12 protein-coding genes are annotated in these 14,949 nt (G+C 65.8%); 8 read left to right on the top strand and 4 right to left on the bottom strand.

Annotation, left to right across the window (positions count from 1 at the left end):
* Positions 1-102: 102 nt before the first annotated feature.
* Complete coding sequence (locus G5V65_RS04965) at positions 103-1,770, top strand: acyl-CoA dehydrogenase family protein (RefSeq protein WP_165047486.1); 1,668 nt, start codon at positions 103-105, stop codon at positions 1,768-1,770.
* 203 nt (positions 1,771-1,973) lie between these two features.
* On the opposite strand, the gene G5V65_RS04960 is transcribed toward G5V65_RS04965, so the two are convergent.
* Positions 1,974-3,209 carry an MFS transporter gene (locus G5V65_RS04960; protein ID WP_165047485.1) on the bottom strand — a complete coding sequence of 412 codons (1,236 nt, stop codon included), beginning with the start codon at positions 3,207-3,209 and terminating at the stop codon, positions 1,974-1,976.
* 87 nt (positions 3,210-3,296) lie between these two features.
* Positions 3,297-5,270 carry a lytic transglycosylase domain-containing protein gene (locus tag G5V65_RS04955; protein WP_241250440.1) on the bottom strand — a complete coding sequence of 658 codons (1,974 nt, stop codon included), beginning with the start codon at positions 5,268-5,270 and terminating at the stop codon, positions 3,297-3,299.
* A gap of 138 nt (positions 5,271-5,408) precedes the next feature.
* Here G5V65_RS04955 and dapA point away from each other — a divergent pair, with 138 nt between their 5' ends.
* The 6 genes from dapA (at position 5,409) to G5V65_RS04925 (ending at position 10,473) form a co-directional block, all read left to right on the top strand.
* On the top strand, positions 5,409-6,281 hold the full coding sequence (gene dapA, locus G5V65_RS04950) for a 4-hydroxy-tetrahydrodipicolinate synthase (protein ID WP_165047483.1): 873 nt from the start codon (positions 5,409-5,411) through the stop codon (positions 6,279-6,281).
* A complete protein-coding gene (locus G5V65_RS04945) occupies positions 6,281-6,841 on the top strand; it encodes a hypothetical protein (protein ID WP_165047482.1) in 561 nt (186 codons plus the stop codon). The genes dapA and G5V65_RS04945 overlap by 1 nt, the downstream gene beginning before the upstream one ends.
* Positions 6,834-7,724, top strand: coding sequence for a DMT family transporter (locus G5V65_RS04940; RefSeq protein ID WP_343162818.1), 891 nt, complete (start codon positions 6,834-6,836; stop codon positions 7,722-7,724). Before G5V65_RS04945 ends, G5V65_RS04940 begins: the two co-directional genes overlap by 8 nt.
* A 40-nt stretch (positions 7,725-7,764) precedes the next feature.
* A complete protein-coding gene (gene smpB / locus G5V65_RS04935) occupies positions 7,765-8,244 on the top strand; it encodes an SsrA-binding protein SmpB (RefSeq protein ID WP_165047481.1) in 480 nt (159 codons plus the stop codon).
* A 195-nt stretch (positions 8,245-8,439) separates the two neighbouring features.
* Positions 8,440-9,288, top strand: coding sequence for a 3-mercaptopyruvate sulfurtransferase (sseA, locus tag G5V65_RS04930; protein WP_165047479.1), 849 nt, complete (start codon positions 8,440-8,442; stop codon positions 9,286-9,288).
* A 3-nt stretch (positions 9,289-9,291) separates the two neighbouring features.
* Positions 9,292-10,473: an amino acid aminotransferase gene (locus tag G5V65_RS04925; RefSeq protein ID WP_165047478.1), complete on the top strand. Its 1,182-nt coding sequence runs from the start codon at positions 9,292-9,294 to the stop codon at positions 10,471-10,473.
* A 226-nt stretch (positions 10,474-10,699) separates the two neighbouring features.
* On the opposite strand, the gene G5V65_RS04920 is transcribed toward G5V65_RS04925, so the two are convergent.
* Together G5V65_RS04920 and G5V65_RS04915 are read right to left on the bottom strand one after the other, a co-directional pair.
* Complete coding sequence (locus G5V65_RS04920; protein WP_165047574.1) at positions 10,700-12,067, bottom strand: ammonium transporter; 1,368 nt, start codon at positions 12,065-12,067, stop codon at positions 10,700-10,702.
* Between the two features lie 28 nt (positions 12,068-12,095).
* Positions 12,096-12,434 carry a P-II family nitrogen regulator gene (locus G5V65_RS04915; protein ID WP_165047477.1) on the bottom strand — a complete coding sequence of 113 codons (339 nt, stop codon included), beginning with the start codon at positions 12,432-12,434 and terminating at the stop codon, positions 12,096-12,098.
* Positions 12,435-12,710: 276 nt separating this feature from the next.
* Here G5V65_RS04915 and G5V65_RS04910 point away from each other — a divergent pair, with 276 nt between their 5' ends.
* Positions 12,711-14,936 (top strand): transglycosylase domain-containing protein, encoded by a 2,226-nt coding sequence (locus G5V65_RS04910; RefSeq protein WP_165047476.1) that lies wholly within the window; start codon positions 12,711-12,713, stop codon positions 14,934-14,936.
* The last annotated feature ends 13 nt before the right edge of the window (positions 14,937-14,949 follow it).

Below are 14,949 nucleotides of genomic sequence, written 5' to 3'. Positions count from 1 at the left end.
TTTTCCTTCACTTGATCTTTTTCGCGCGAAATTAAGTTGCTCACCGCCTGCTTAGGCACTACCTATCTCGCAACCGCAGCATAGCCCTTCCTAGGTGATCCCATGCCCCATGATGGCCAGCCCGTGACGCAGTCGCCGCTTCTCGCCGATCTCCTCGCCCTCACCGCCGGGGCCCTGCCCGAGGTCGAACAGATCTTCGCGCAGGCCCGCGAAAACCTGCGTGCCATGGTCACCGTCGGGGGCAAGGTCTCGGCCCAGGCGCTCGAGGAAAACCAGTATGCCGCCCATGCGCTTGCATGGCTTGCCACCTATACCGAATCCCTGCGCCAGATGCAGGCCTGGGCGCTGCGCCTGCAGGCCGATGGCAAACTGTCCGAGATGGAATCGCTCCTTCTCCAGATCGCCTATGGCGAATATCTCAACCAGATCCACGGCGGCATACCGATGAGCCAGGGAGAGGTCGCGCGCTTGCAGGACCTCGGCCTTTCCCCGGCCCAGCCCGGCGCGGCGGCGGTTGCCCTCATGGCCCGGGGCAACACCGCCGCCGCCCGCACCCGCCTTGTGGAGCTGATGCGCGCCAATCACGGCCACGCCACCTTTGGCGCCACCGGTCTGGACGAAGAGCTGGAAATGATCCGCGACCAGTTCCGCCGCTTCGCCGATGAAAAGGTCACGCCCCACGCCCACGACTGGCACCTGAAGGATGAACTCATCCCGATGGAGATCATTGATTCCCTTGCAGAAATGGGCGTCTTTGGTCTGACGATCCCGGAAGAATTCGGCGGCTTCGGCCTGTCCAAGGCTTCCATGGTCGTCGTCTCCGAAGAACTCTCGCGCGGCTATATCGGCGTGGGCTCGCTCGGCACCCGCTCCGAAATCGCGGCCGAACTCATCCTCTGCGGCGGCACACCGGAACAGAAGGCCAAGTGGCTGCCGAAACTCGCCTCCGGCGAAATCCTCCCCACCGCCGTCTTCACCGAACCGAACACCGGCTCCGACCTCGGCAGCCTGCGCACCCGCGCCCGGCGGGATGGCGAGGATTGGGTGGTCAACGGCAACAAGACCTGGATCACCCACGCCGCCCGCACCCATGTGATGACGGTCCTCGCCCGCACCGTGGACGGCACGACCGATTATCGCGGCCTGTCCATGTTCCTGGCCGAAAAGACCCCCGGCACCGATGAAAAACCCTTCGTGGATCAAGGGCTTTCCGGTGGCGAGATCGAAGTCCTCGGCTATCGCGGCATGAAGGAATACACCGTCAACTTCGACGATTTCCGGGTCAAAGGCGAAAACCTCCTTGGCGGCGTCGAAGGTCAGGGCTTCAAGCAGTTGATGCAGACCTTCGAATCCGCCCGCATCCAGACCGCTGCCCGCGCCGTGGGCGTGGCGCAATCGGCGCTGGAAGTCGGCATGAAATACGCCGAGGATCGCAAGCAATTCGGCAAGTCGCTCATCGAATTCCCCCGCGTGGCAGGCAAGCTTGCCATGATGGCCGTGGAAATCATGGTCGCCCGCCAGCTCACCTATTTCTCCGCCTGGCAGAAGGACCATGACAAGCGCTGCGATCTGGAGGCGGGCATGGCCAAGCTCCTCGGCGCCCGCGTGGCATGGGCCAGCGCCGACAACGCCCTGCAGATTCACGGCGGCAACGGCTTTGCGCTGGAATACCAGATCAGCCGCATCCTCTGCGACGCGCGCATCCTGAACATCTTCGAAGGCGCTGCCGAAATCCAGGCGCAGGTCATCGCGCGGCGTCTCCTGGATTGATTAACCCCGCCCCGTCAGGGTGGCAGATGAAACGCGGACCGGGAAACCGGCCCGCGTTTTCTCACAGCCCGCACCGCCCGCCCTGTTAACCCATTCTCAAGGAAGGCGTTTTCTGCACACAGAAAACGGCCCCTGACCGTCGCTCTCCACCCGATTTCTGCGTGCAGAAATCGTCGCGAAATCTGCGTCAGATTTCGCCCCCCTCACTCCCCGGCCACAGCCCTGCCATGGGACGGCCGCGCCGTCCCCAGCCGCGGATGCAGCCGCGAGGCTACCCCGAACGCCCCCAGCATCCCCGCCCCCGTCACCGCAAAGAACGCCGCCAGCGGCGCGCCAAAAGGCACCAGCACCACCCAGGCCGCCGCGGGCGTCAGGATCCCGCTCACATCCCGGAAACTCGAATAGACCGCCGACATTTCCGTCCGCTCCGACGGCTTCACCGCCATCAGGAAGGGCAACCCTCCCACGACATCCAGCAGCACCAGAAAGATCGACGCCCCCATCATCGCCACCACCGCCACCCAGGGCAGGGGCGCGAACGCCGCGCTGGCCAGAAAGCACAGCCCGCACAGGCCAAAGGCCATCCGCACCGCCCGCCGAACCGATGTCCGCCGCGCATAGCGCAGCATGATGGGCGAGATGAACAGCAGCCCGTTGGAGACCGAAAGAGCCACACCCCCCACCTTGTTGCCCAATCCCGCCTCGATGCAGAAGATCGGCAGGTAAACCACATAGACCCACCACCCCGACGACCGCATCACCGCGAACATCCATCCCGCAATCAGCCGCGGCTGCCGGAAGAACCGCCCCAGATAGGCCAAGGGGTTCAGCGCCGGCCCCTTCGCCCGCTGGATCTGCTTGCCGTTCCCCAGCCTAAGCACCCAGAACACCGCAAGCAGCAAGACCGCGAAGGTTCCCGCCAGCAGGAAGGGCGCAGGCGCCCACCAGTCATGCAGCGTCACCCCAAGCATCGGGCCCACCGCCCAGGGCCCCGCCGCATAGACCATCTGGGTCGATTGGCTGCGGCCAAGATCCGTGCGTTCGATGTAATCCAGCACATAGGCGTTGAAGCAGACAAAGGTCGTCGCCGTCGCCGCCGCCAGGCACATCAGCGCGAAAGGCACCAGAACCGGGTTCCCGGTAATCGCCAGCCCCATGCCCGCCAGATAGAGAAGGCATCCGCTGCTGTACATCCACCGCCGCGGCACATGCCGCGTGAACCAGGGCACCATCAGCCCCCAGCCCAGCGCCACCACCCCGGCCCAGAAATAGGCCGAAGACGTGGCCTCTGCGCTGCCCAGCGCATCATAGACAACCAGCGGCATCGCCGAAATCAGCGTGCCCCGCACGCTCGCCTCGATCCCGGCCAGCAGGGCGAAATTCTGCACCTTGGGCGTGGGCGAATGGCGCAGGAAAAGGGGAATGTATCGGGTTGCCATGATCTGCCTGTCTATGGGTCGATTGCACAACCCTTGGGCAGTGCCGTCTGTGACAGCCGCGACAGATGGCGTCGCGAACGGATCGCCCTACCCCCGCAATTCCCCCGTCACATTCACCGGCCCCGCCGATCCGCGCAGGATGGCGCGATAGATCACCAGGCTTTCCGTCACCCGCATCACATAGGTCCGCGTCTCGGTGAAGGGGATCATCTCCACCCAGTCCACCACATCGACCGCCGGGTCACGCGGATCGCCAAACATCCCCATCCACCGCTTCGGCCGCCCCGGCCCCGCATTGTAGCCTGATGCGATCAACGCCACCGAAGGCCCGAATTGTTCAACCAGTTGCGCCAGATAGCCCGTCCCGATCCGCACGTTATAGGCCGGATCGTTCAGCTTGCCCGCGTCATAGGACAGCCCTACCCGCGGCGCCACCAGCTTGGCTGTAGACGGAAGAACCTGCATCAACCCCCGCGCATCCGCCGCCGACCGCGCCGCCGGGTCGAACTCCGACTCGCGCCGCGAAATGGCCAGGGCCAGCGCCCGGCTCACCCCGATCCCCTCGCCCGGCACGAAGCCCGGCACCGGGTAATAGGCGCGCGGCAGGATCACCCCCCGCTCTGCCGCCTGCTTGGCGATCACCACCGCGATATGCGGCTCATCCAGCCGCAGGGCCAGGTCCGCCAGCTGATCCAGTTCCCGCGCGTCCAGCCCCTCGGCCAGATGCAGGAAGAACCGCTTCGCCAGCGTCCGGTTCCCCGCCCGGGCCAGCAGCATCGCCGCCTCCAGCACGCTGGACGATGCGAAGGCTGCACCCTTCCAATCCGCAGGCCGCGCATCCGACAACAGCGCAGGATCGAGCGTCTGCCCCAGCGCCTCTGCCGCCAGAAGCCCGTAATAGGCCGTGTGATGCTTCGCCGCCTCCTGCAACTCCGCCGTGCCGCCCGCCCGGTCGCCCGCCGCCAGCAGCGCCCGCCCCGCCCAGTAATGCGCCCGGCTTACCGAGATCGGCGTCGCCACCCCCTCGCGCAGGTTGCGGAAATGGCGCAACGCGGTTTGCGCGTCCCCCAGCTTGCGCAGCGCGATGAAGCCCGCCAGAAACTCCAGATCGGCATAATCCCCGCCCGATGTCAGGAAATGCCCCGCCGCCACGCGATAGGCCGCCTTGGGCTTCTCCGCCCGTAGCAGCGACCGCGCCAGCGCCGCCCGCCGGTCCGCCCACATGGCCGGATCGCCCAAGGCCGCCGCGCTCTGCGAGGTGGCGATCACGATCTCTGCCGCGTCGTCATCGCGATCCCGCCGGAACCGCCAGTCGAACCGCTCATAGGCCAGCCCCGGATCGCCCTGCAACGCTGCCGGAACCCTGTCGATCAGCGCATTCACCCCATCCGCATCCGACCGCAGCGCCATCCGCGCCTGCGCCAAGGCCTGCCAACCCGCCCCCACGCGCGGCAGCATCCGCTTGGCCTCTGCCACCCGGTTCTGCCACAGCAGCCGGTCCAGCCGCACCTCATGCGCCACCTTCAGCGCATCGCCATAAAGCCCAAGAATTTCCGCCTCTTCATCCGGCCCAAACGGCAGCTCCGTCCAGGCCCGGAACGCCTCCGCCTCTGCCTCAGGCCCCCGCCCCAGCGCGCGCAGCGCCTTGATCAGCGCCAGCGACCCCTCCGCCGTCTCGGGCAGGCCACCGCCGAAATAGGCCACCACCCGGCCCGGATCGGTGGACCGCGCCACCGCCTCCTCGCCCTTCTCCTTCAGAAGCGGCATCCCCGGCCAATCGGCGCGGCGCGCGAGGAAATCCTCATACTCCCCCAGCCGCCCGTCGCCCGCGCGCAGGCGCTGCCATTCGATGATGTCGCCCGCCACGCCGCCCTGCGCCGCAGCCGCCGCCCCGGCCCAATCGCCCGCCGCCGCACGATCCAGCGCCGCCCGCAGCGCGCCCGCCGCATCTGCCAGCGCCATCCCCGGCGCGGCCATCAGAAATGCCGAAAAAAGCCACCCGAGGCGGCGCGTCCTTGCCATCATCTGCCCGATCATCTTGTTCTTGTGATCCTTGGTCATGAGTCTGCCTCACCCCGCCCCGCCCCGCAACCCACAAGCGCGTCAACGCCTCCCCCACTTGGCAAGCCTTTGCCACAAGGCTAGGAAGGGCGCGTTTGCAACGGGGCGGTCCACGCCCGAAACCAAAGGAAGCGTTCCATGATCAAAGGGTCCATCCCCGCGCTGGTGACGCCGTTCAAGAACGGCGAAGTCGATCTGGATACGCTGAAGAAACTTGTCGACTGGCAGATCGAACAGGGCTCCACCGGCCTCGTTCCCGTCGGCACCACGGGCGAAAGCCCGACACTCAGCCACGAAGAACACGAAGCCGTGGTCGAGGCGGTGGTGAAATTCGCCGCAGGCCGCGTGCCGGTCATCGCTGGCGCCGGGTCGAACAACACGGTCGAAGGCATCCGCCTGATCCAGCACGCCGAACGCGTCGGCGCCGATGCGGCCCTCGTCGTCACGCCCTATTACAACAAGCCCACGCAGGCAGGGCTTATCGCGCATTACACCGCGCTGCATGACTGCTGCACCCTGCCCATCGTCATCTACAACATCCCCGGCCGCTCGGTCGTGGACATGACGCCCGAAACCATGGGCAAACTGGCGCAACTCCCCCGCATCATCGGGGTCAAGGATGCCACCGGGAAGATCGAACGCGTCTCGATGCAGCGCGCCTCCTGCGGGCCGGACTTCATCCAGCTCTCGGGCGAAGACGCCACCGCACTGGGCTTCAACGCCCATGGCGGCACGGGCTGCATCTCGGTCACGGCGAACGTCGCCCCCAAACTCTGCGCCGAATTCCAGGCCGCGACGCTGGCAGGCGACTACCGCAAGGCGCTTGAATACCAAGACCGCCTGATGCCCCTGCACGAGGCGATCTTCCTGGAACCCGGCCTCGCGGGCGCGAAATACGGCCTCTCCCTGCTGGGTCGCTGCACGGAAGACGTGCGCCTGCCGCTGGTGGGCCTGACCGACGCCACCAAGGCCCGCATCAAGGCCGCGATGGAACATGCAGGCATCCTGTGATGCGGATAGGTCGCCGCAAAGCGGCGATCTACGCCACCATCATCGGTGCGGGGCTTGCCGCAGGCATTGTTCTCGGGGCGTCCATTGACCGCCCACCGCCGCCCCAACAGCTCAGGCTGACCTACGGCGATAGGGTCACCGCCATGGCGCAATTGTTCGAGGCATTCTGCATCGGCACCCTGCGCAATGCGCCGCATGACCCGAACCTTTGGCTCATGCCCGCCAATCTGCAGGGCAACCCGATCTGGATCGAACCCACCACCGACCTTCATGTCGAACTTGACCTTGATCCACCGCGAACCTGCTCTGTCTCCGATGCCTTTCGTCTTTTGTCCCCGTCCGAAAAGGCCCGTCTCACCGCGCTGGTTGAAGAAAGCCTGCCGAACTGGGCTCCCGAACTGTCCGAAACCGAACCTGCGCAGAACGATTTCTTCCTGCTGAAGACCTGGACAACTCAAGACGACGATCCGACAAAGCGCTGGGGCATAGTCCTGATGCAATTCGCAGAAATCGGTCCAGACTCCTCCTCCATGATATCCGTAGGCATCCCGAGTGACTGATCACGCCCAACATGGGTTGTCGCCCAACCTGCGCGGGTCGCTCTGGATGGTTGCCGCCATGGCGGGCTTCGCGGTCGAGGACATGTTCCTCAAGGCCGCCACCGCCCATATCCCCCTGGGCCAGGCCCTCCTTATCTTCGGCCTCACGGGCGCGGCCTTCTTCGCGATCCTGGCGAAACGCGCGGGCGAAACCCTCCTCCACCCCGCCCTCCTCTCCCGCCCCCTCCTCATCCGGTCGTCCTTCGAAGTTGCGGGCCGCCTCTTCTACTCCCTCGCCATCGCGCTGACTCCCCTCTCCACCGCCTCCGCCATCCTGCAGGCCACCCCCCTCGTCGTCGTCGCAGGCGCGGCGATCCTCTTCGGCGAAACCGTGGGCTGGCGGCGCTGGACGGCCATCACCGTGGGCTTCGCAGGCGTCCTCCTGATCCTGCGGCCGGGGGTCGAAGGCTTCACCCTCCTCTCCCTCGTCACGGTCGCGGGCATGGCAGGCTTCGCCGGACGCGACCTCGCCACCCGCGCGGCCCCGCCTGCCCTGTCCAACCGCCAACTCGGGCTCATCGGCATGACCATGCTCGCCGTCGCAGGCGCCGTGATCCTCTCCGTCACCGGCGGCGCGCGCCTCCCCGACGCCACCGCCACGGCCCAGATCGCCGCCATGACAGCCTGCGGAATCTTCGCCTACAACGCGCTGACCATCGCCATGCGGACCGGAGAGGTTTCCGTCGTCACCCCCTTCCGCTACACCCGCCTCGTCTTCGCGATGATCCTGGGCACCCTCGTCTTCCACGAACGCCCCGACGCGCTGACTCTCGCAGGCTCCGCCCTCATCGTCGCCTCCGGCCTCTACACCCTGACGCGATCCCGCCCCCGGGCAAAGCCCTGAACTGGACTCCGCGCCCCCCATCGCCTATCTCGGCACGATCATGGCCACGAAATCCGATCCCAACTCCAAACTCATCGCGGAAAACCGCCGCGCCCGCTTCGACTACCACATCGAAAGCGATCTGGAGGCAGGCATCATCCTGCTGGGCTCCGAGGTCAAAAGCCTGCGCCAGGGCGGGTCCAACATCGCCGAAAGCTACGCCTCGGTCGAAGGCGGGGAACTGTGGCTCATCAACGGCTACATCGCCCCCTACCGCGAGGCAAAGACCTGGGGCCACGAGGAACGCCGCCGCCGCAAGCTGCTGGTGTCCAAGAAGGAACTCTCCCGCCTCTGGAACGCCACGGCGCGCGAGGGCATGACGATCGTCCCGATCCGCATGTATTTCAACGACCGCGGCATCGTGAAGATCAAGCTGGGCATCGCCAAGGGCAAGAAACTGGCCGACAAACGCGAAACCAGCGCCAAGCGGGACTGGGACCGCGAAAAGGCGCGCCTGCTCAAGATGTCCAAGCGCGACTGAAGCATTTTCTGACGCAGAAAATGCGCCGATTTCTGACACAGAAATCGGTCCCCCCACCGCAACGCCAGCCCCCCGTTTTCTGCGTGCAGAAAACGTCGCGATTTCTGCGTCAGAAATCGCCCCGACACCGCGCAACCCTTGCCACAAAGGCCCGATCCGGCTACTTGCCCCCTGACCGCAAGGCCGGAGGCACCCGTGACCGACGATCCCAAGACCCTCGTTTCCACCGACTGGCTCGCCGCCCATCTGCGCGACCCCGACCTGCGCATCCTCGATGCCTCCTGGTATCTCCCCGATGCAGGCCGCGACGCCAAAGCGGAATACGCCGCCGCCCACATCCCCGGCGCACGCTTCTTCGACATCGACGAAATCTCCGACCAGCGCTCCGCCCTGCCCCACATGGCCCCGCCCACGGAAAAATTCATGTCCCGCATGCGCGCCATGGGCGTCGGCGACGGGCATCAGGTCGTCATCTACGACGGCGCAGGCCTCTTCTCCGCCGCCCGCGTCTGGTGGACCTTCCGCCTCATGGGCAAGACCGACGTCGCGGTCCTCGACGGCGGCTTCCCCAAATGGCGGGCCGAAGGGCGCGAGATCGAAGACCTCCCCCCCGTCGTCAAGGACCGCCACATGACGGTTTCCCGCCAGAACCATCTGGTGAAAGACGTCACGCAGGTCGCCCATTCCTCCAAACTGCGCGAGGCTGAAATCCTCGACGCCCGCTCCGCCGCAAGGTTCACGGGCGAGGCACCGGAACCCCGCCCCGGCCTGCGCGCAGGCCATATCCCCGGATCGAAGAACGTGCCGTTCAACACGCTTCTCAACCCCGACGGAACCATGAAATCCATCCCCGACCTGCGCGCCACCTTCGCCGCCGCAGGCGTGGACCTTGCAAAACCCGCCATCACCACCTGCGGCTCGGGTGTGACGGCGGCGGTGCTGTCCTTGGCACTGGAACGGATCGGCCACAGGAACCACAGCCTTTACGATGGCTCCTGGGCGGAATGGGGCATGTATGACGACCTGCCCGTGGAAAAGGGATAACAGATGTTCGACCAGCTGAAGGCGCAGCCGCAGGACAAGATCCTGCAACTCATCGCCATGTATCGCGACGATCCGCGCAGCACCAAGATCGACCTCGGCGTCGGCGTCTACAAGGACGCGACGGGCCTGACCCCGGTGATGCGCGCGGTCAAGGCCGCCGAAAAGAAGCTGTGGGAAACCGAAACGACAAAGACCTACACGGGCCTTGCAGGCGAACCCGCCTATAACGCGGCGCTCTCCTCCATGATCCTCGGCACCGCCGTGGCGACCGACCGCATCGCCTCCATCGCCACGCCGGGCGGCACGGGCGCGATCCGTCAGGCGCTGGAACTGATCCGCCTCGCCACGCCCGAGGCCACCGTCTGGATCTCCAACCCGACATGGCCGAACCACCCGTCGATCATCAAATTCCTCGGGATGAAGATGGCCGAATACCGCTATTTCGACGCCGCCACCCGCGGCGTGGATTTCGCGGGGCTCATGGAAGACCTTGCCACCGTCAAGGCGGGCGATGTCGTCCTCCTCCATGGCTGCTGCCACAACCCCACCGGCGCGAACCTCGATGCCGCACAGTGGGATCAGGTCATCACCCTCCTCGCGACCAAAGGCGCGACCCCGCTCGTGGACCTCGCCTATCAGGGCTTCGGCGACGGGCTGGAAGACGACGCCGCCGCCACGCGGCGCATCGCGGCCGCCTTCCCCGAAACCCTCATCGCCGCCTCCTGCAGCAAGAACTTCGGCATCTACCGCGAACGCACCGGCATCCTGATCGGCATCGGTGCCGCTGCAGGCAAGGGCGTGCTGCAAGGCAACCTCAACTTCCTCAACCGCCAGAACTTCAGCTTCCCGCCCGATCACGGCGCGCGGTTGGTGACGATGATTCTCGAAGACGCCACCCTCCGCGCCGACTGGATGGCGGAACTGGAGGAGGTGCGCCTCAACATGCTCACCCTCCGCCAGTCGCTGGCCGACGAATTGCGCAAGGCCACGAATTCCGACCGCTTCGACTTCGTCGCCACCCATCGCGGCATGTTCTCGCGCCTCGGCCTGACCGAGGCGCAGGTCAACACCCTGCGCGAAGACCATGGCATCTACATGGTGGGTGATAGCCGCATCAACATCGCGGGCCTCAACGCCCGCACCGTCCCGATCCTTGCCGCCGCCATCGCACAGGTTGCGGGCTGATCTTCATCGCAAGGAATTCTTCTGCGAAGAATTCGGGGGGCGATCCTTCAACGAAGGATCGCCCCCCAGATTTTTCGCAGAAAAATCGTCCCCATAGCGATCAAGCAAAGGAAAAACGGCCCGCGGGGGGAGGATCCCGCGGGCCGTCCAGTTTCGCGCCGGGAACGGGAGGAGGTGCCCCGCCGCGCCGATGGCAGGGCCGCCCGAAGGCGGCCCCCCCGCAATCTCAGCTGTGATAGGCCTGCTCGCCATGCGACGCGAGGTCGAGCCCCTGCCGCTCCGTGTCGTTGTCCACCCGCAGCCCGATGGTCATGTCGATCGCCTTGAACAGCACGAAGGACACCACACCCGACCAGACGATGGTGATCAGCACGCCCTCGATCTGGATCCAAAGCTGCGACATCATCGCATAGTCATCGCCCTTCACCCCGCCGAAGGCCGCGGCCGAGAAGACACCCGTCAGCACCGCACCGACGATCCCGCCGACACCATGGATGCCGAACACGTCCAGGCTGTCGTCATACTGCATCTTGTGCTTCACCACGGTCACGAAGAAGTAGCAGGAAAGCGAGGCCAGAACACCCAGCAGGATCGCGCCCATCGGCCCGATCGTGCCGCAGGCCGGGGTCACGGCCACAAGGCCCGCCACCATGCCCGAGGCCGCGCCCAGCATCGAAGCCTTGCCGCGCGCCACGCTTTCCAGCAGCGCCCAGGCCACCGTCGCCGCAGCCGTCGCGATGAAGGTGTTGATCATCGCCAGCGTCGCGCCGCCATTGGCCTCAAGGTTCGAACCCACGTTGAACCCGAACCAGCCGACCCACAGCATCGAGGCACCAACCATGGTCAGCACCATCGAATGGGGCGCCATGTTGTCCTTGCCGTAACCCACGCGCTTGCCGATCACGATGCAGCCCACCAGCGCCGCGATACCGGCGTTGATATGCACCACCGTGCCGCCCGCAAAGTCGATGGCACCCTTGGCGAACAGATAGCCGTTGGCATCCCACACCATATGGGCAATCGGGAAGTAGGAGAACGTCCCCCACAGCACCGAGAAGACCAGCACCGCGCTGAACTTCACCCGTTCCGCAAAGGCTCCGATGATCAGCGCGGGCGTGATGGCCGCAAAGGTCATCTGGAAGGCGATGAACAGATATTCCGGGATCACGTAGCCGGCCGAGAAGGTGGCCGCCATGCTGTCTGCCGTCACACCGGACAGGAACAGCTTGCCCGTGCCGCCCCACCAGGGGCTTGTCGACCCGCCGAAGGCAAAGGAATAACCGTAGATCACCCAGACCAGCATCATCACGCAGGCGATCATCGTCGTCTGCATCAGGATCGACAGCATGTTCTTGGCCCGCACAAGGCCGCCATAGAACAGCGCCAGCCCCGGAATGGTCATGAACAGCACGAGGACGGTCGATACCATCATCCAGGACACGTCGCCCTTGTCCATCACGGGCACCACTTCCTCGACAACCTCGGCGGCGGCTTCCGCCGTGGCTTCGGTCGCTTCCTGCGCCCAGGCGGGCAGGGCCGCAAAGGCCGCAGCGCCCAGCGCGCCCAGACCTGAAAGTTTCGCAAAATGCTTCATTGTCACGGTATCCCCTTCCCTGCGGCTCTTAAAGCGCATCGTCATTGGTTTCGCCGGTGCGCACGCGCACGGCCTGCTCGACATCAAGAACAAAGATCTTGCCGTCGCCGATCTTGTCGGTCTTCGCGGTGCTGCGGATCGTCTCGACGACCTGATCCGCCAGGCTGTCGCTGACCACGATCTCAAGCCGGACCTTCGGCACGAAGTTCACGGCATATTCGGCACCCCGATAGATCTCGGTATGTCCGGACTGCGACCCAAAGCCCTTGATCTCGGTCACCATCATGCCCCGCACACCGATGGTGGTCAGCGCCTCGCGCACCTCCTCGAGCTTGAAAGGCTTGATTGCTGCAATGATGAGTTTCACGTCGTTCCCCTTCCATTGGCGGGGGCCCGTTCCGGACCCTTGCCCGCATGAAGGAGGACCGTGCAGGTGCAGCACAAGAAAACCGGGGGGAGGATCCGGCCCTGAATCCCGCGAATTTGCACAATTTTTGCACTTTGGAAGCATGTCGCACAAAAAACGGGCGACATGCATAAGCGAATCGTTGCCGATCCGTGAACGAGATGGCGTCTCCACATTCTTCCGCTGTCAGGCTAGATTGAACCGGAAGCAGCGCGCGAAAGACGGGCAGATCAAGGCATGGCAGTATCGGGCAAAGGGCGCGGTCCCCTCGTGGCAGACCGTCGCTACATCACGGCACGGCAGGCGACGCCGCGCGCCACCGGCGGCGGCGGCCGCTCCGGCGGCACGGGCGGCGGCGGCTCTGGCACGCCCCCCCGCAAGCCCGGCAAACCGCGCAAGCCCGCCCCGAAGCGCGGCCTGATCGGGCGCGTCGTCTTTGGCACGCTGGGCATGATCTGGCGTGTGGTCTGGGGCATCGGCTGGCGCGTGGGCTTTGTCGGGGCCACCATCCTTGCCGCCGTCATCCTCTATTTCTACGCCCAGCTTCCCCCCGTCACTGATCTGGTCGATGCCCGCTCGCGCGGGTCCGTCACCTTCCTCGACAGGGCGGACAGGGTCTATGCCTGGCGGGGCGAAACCTTCGGCGGCATGATCACCGCCGATACCGTCTCGCCCTTCCTGCACGATGCCGTGGTCGCCACCGAAGACCGCCGCTTCTACCGCCATTTCGGCATCTCGCCCCGCGGCATCGCTTCGGCCATCCGCATCAACCTTGCCGAAGGGCGCGGGCCCCTCGAAGGCAACGGCGGCTCCACCATCACCCAGCAGGTGGCCAAACTCCTCTGCCTCGGCGTGCCCTACGATCCCGCCCAGTGGAAATCCGAAGCCGATTACGAGGCCGACTGCCGCCGTGGCGGCATCTGGCGCAAGATCAAGGAAGTCCCCTACTCCATGGCGATGGAGTTCAAGTATTCCAAGGAAGAGATCCTGACGATCTACTTCAACCGCGCCTATCTCGGCGCCGGTGCGCGCGGGTTCGAAGCCGCCTCCCAGCGCTATTTCGGCAAATCCGCCAATCAGGTGAACGCGGCCGAGGCCGCGATGCTCGCAGGGCTCCTCAAGGCCCCATCCTATTTCGCACCCACCAACAACATGGATCGCGCCCGCGCCCGTGCCAATGTCATCCTCGGCCTGATGGAGGAACAGGGCTACCTCACCGCCGATCAGGCCGCCGAGGCCCGCGCCAACCCCGCCCACCTGTCCGAGGCCGCCGCCTCCCGCTCGGGCGGGTTCTTCGCCGACTGGGTCATGGAAACCGCGCCCGCCTTCCTGACATCGGAAACGACCGAGGATGTGATCATCCGCACCACGCTGGATCCCCGCATCCAGAAATCCGCCGAAGAGGCGCTGGCCTTCATCTTCGACACGAAGATCAAGCAGGGCTCCAACGCCCAGGCCGCCATCGTGATCATGTCCGCCGACGGGGCCGTGCGCGCCATGGTCGGCGGCCGCAAGATCGAGGCCGCGGGCAGCTTCAACCGCGCGACCCAGGCCCTGCGCCAGACGGGGTCGGCCTTCAAGCCCTTCGTCTATGCCGCCGCCCTCGATCTGGGATGGAGCCCGTCCGACTTCGTCGAGGACACGCCCCTCACCCTCAACATCCCCGGCTCGGGCGCCTGGACGCCGTCGAACTACGACAAGGAATTCAAGGGCCTGATCACCCTCACCCAGGCCCTCGCCGAAAGCCGCAACATCCCCGCCGTCAAGGTGTCCGAGGCGGTGGGCCGCGACAATGTCCGCAAGATCGCCGCCGATTTCGGCATTCAAAGCGATCTCGCCTCCGGTCCCGCCCTTGCCCTCGGGGCCTCGGAATCCACGCTGCTGGAAATGACGGGGGCCTATGCGGGCATCCTGAACGGCGGCTCCTCGGTCAAACCCTATGGCCTGGTCGAACTGCGCCTTCAGGGCGAAGAGGAACCGCTGATCGGCGCGGCAGGCGGCATCGGCGAACGCGTCATCAGCGAACAATCCGCCCGCTACCTCACCTACATGATGTCCCGCGTGATCGAGGCCGGCACCGGCACCCGCGCCCGGCTGGAGGGCCGCCCCGCCGCGGGCAAGACCGGCACCACCCAGGCCGCCCGCGATGCATGGTTCGTGGGCTTCACCGCCGACTATGTGGCGGGCGTCTGGATGGGCTATGACGACAACACCCCTCTGACCGGCGTCACCGGCGGCGGGCTTCCGGCGGAAATCTGGCACGAGGTGATGGTCCGCGTCCACGAAGGCGTGGCCGTCTCGCCCCTGCCGATGGACATCCCCGAACCCCGCACCCCGCCGCAGCCCGAAATGCCGCAATATCAGGAACCCGCCCCCGGCCAGCCCATCCCGCAGCCCCAGCGCGACCGCTCGCAGGAAGACCCGGTCGAATCCCTGCTCAAGGATCTGCTCGGCCTCTACTGATCCGGGCCGACCG

The organism is Paragemmobacter kunshanensis, from assembly GCF_011059185.1.
GTDB lineage: Bacteria > Pseudomonadota > Alphaproteobacteria > Rhodobacterales > Rhodobacteraceae > Paragemmobacter > Paragemmobacter kunshanensis.
Note: the sequence above shows the minus strand (reverse complement) of the source record. Positions and strands in the feature narration are given on the sequence as shown.

Excerpts from the sequence above, each read along its gene's own strand:
- G5V65_RS04965 (WP_165047486.1), top strand. The coding sequence starts at position 103 with ATGCCCCATGATGGCCAGCCCGTGACGCAGTCGCCGCTTCTCGCCGAT.
- G5V65_RS04960 (WP_165047485.1), bottom strand. The coding sequence starts at position 3,209 with ATGGCAACCCGATACATTCCCCTTTTCCTGCGCCATTCGCCCACGCCC.
- G5V65_RS04955 (WP_241250440.1), bottom strand. The coding sequence starts at position 5,270 with ATGACCAAGGATCACAAGAACAAGATGATCGGGCAGATGATGGCAAGG.
- dapA (WP_165047483.1), top strand. The coding sequence starts at position 5,409 with ATGATCAAAGGGTCCATCCCCGCGCTGGTGACGCCGTTCAAGAACGGC.
- G5V65_RS04945 (WP_165047482.1), top strand. The coding sequence starts at position 6,281 with ATGCGGATAGGTCGCCGCAAAGCGGCGATCTACGCCACCATCATCGGT.
- smpB (WP_165047481.1), top strand. The coding sequence starts at position 7,765 with ATGGCCACGAAATCCGATCCCAACTCCAAACTCATCGCGGAAAACCGC.
- G5V65_RS04925 (WP_165047478.1), top strand. The coding sequence starts at position 9,292 with ATGTTCGACCAGCTGAAGGCGCAGCCGCAGGACAAGATCCTGCAACTC.
- G5V65_RS04920 (WP_165047574.1), bottom strand. The coding sequence starts at position 12,067 with ATGAAGCATTTTGCGAAACTTTCAGGTCTGGGCGCGCTGGGCGCTGCG.
- G5V65_RS04910 (WP_165047476.1), top strand. The coding sequence starts at position 12,711 with ATGGCAGTATCGGGCAAAGGGCGCGGTCCCCTCGTGGCAGACCGTCGC.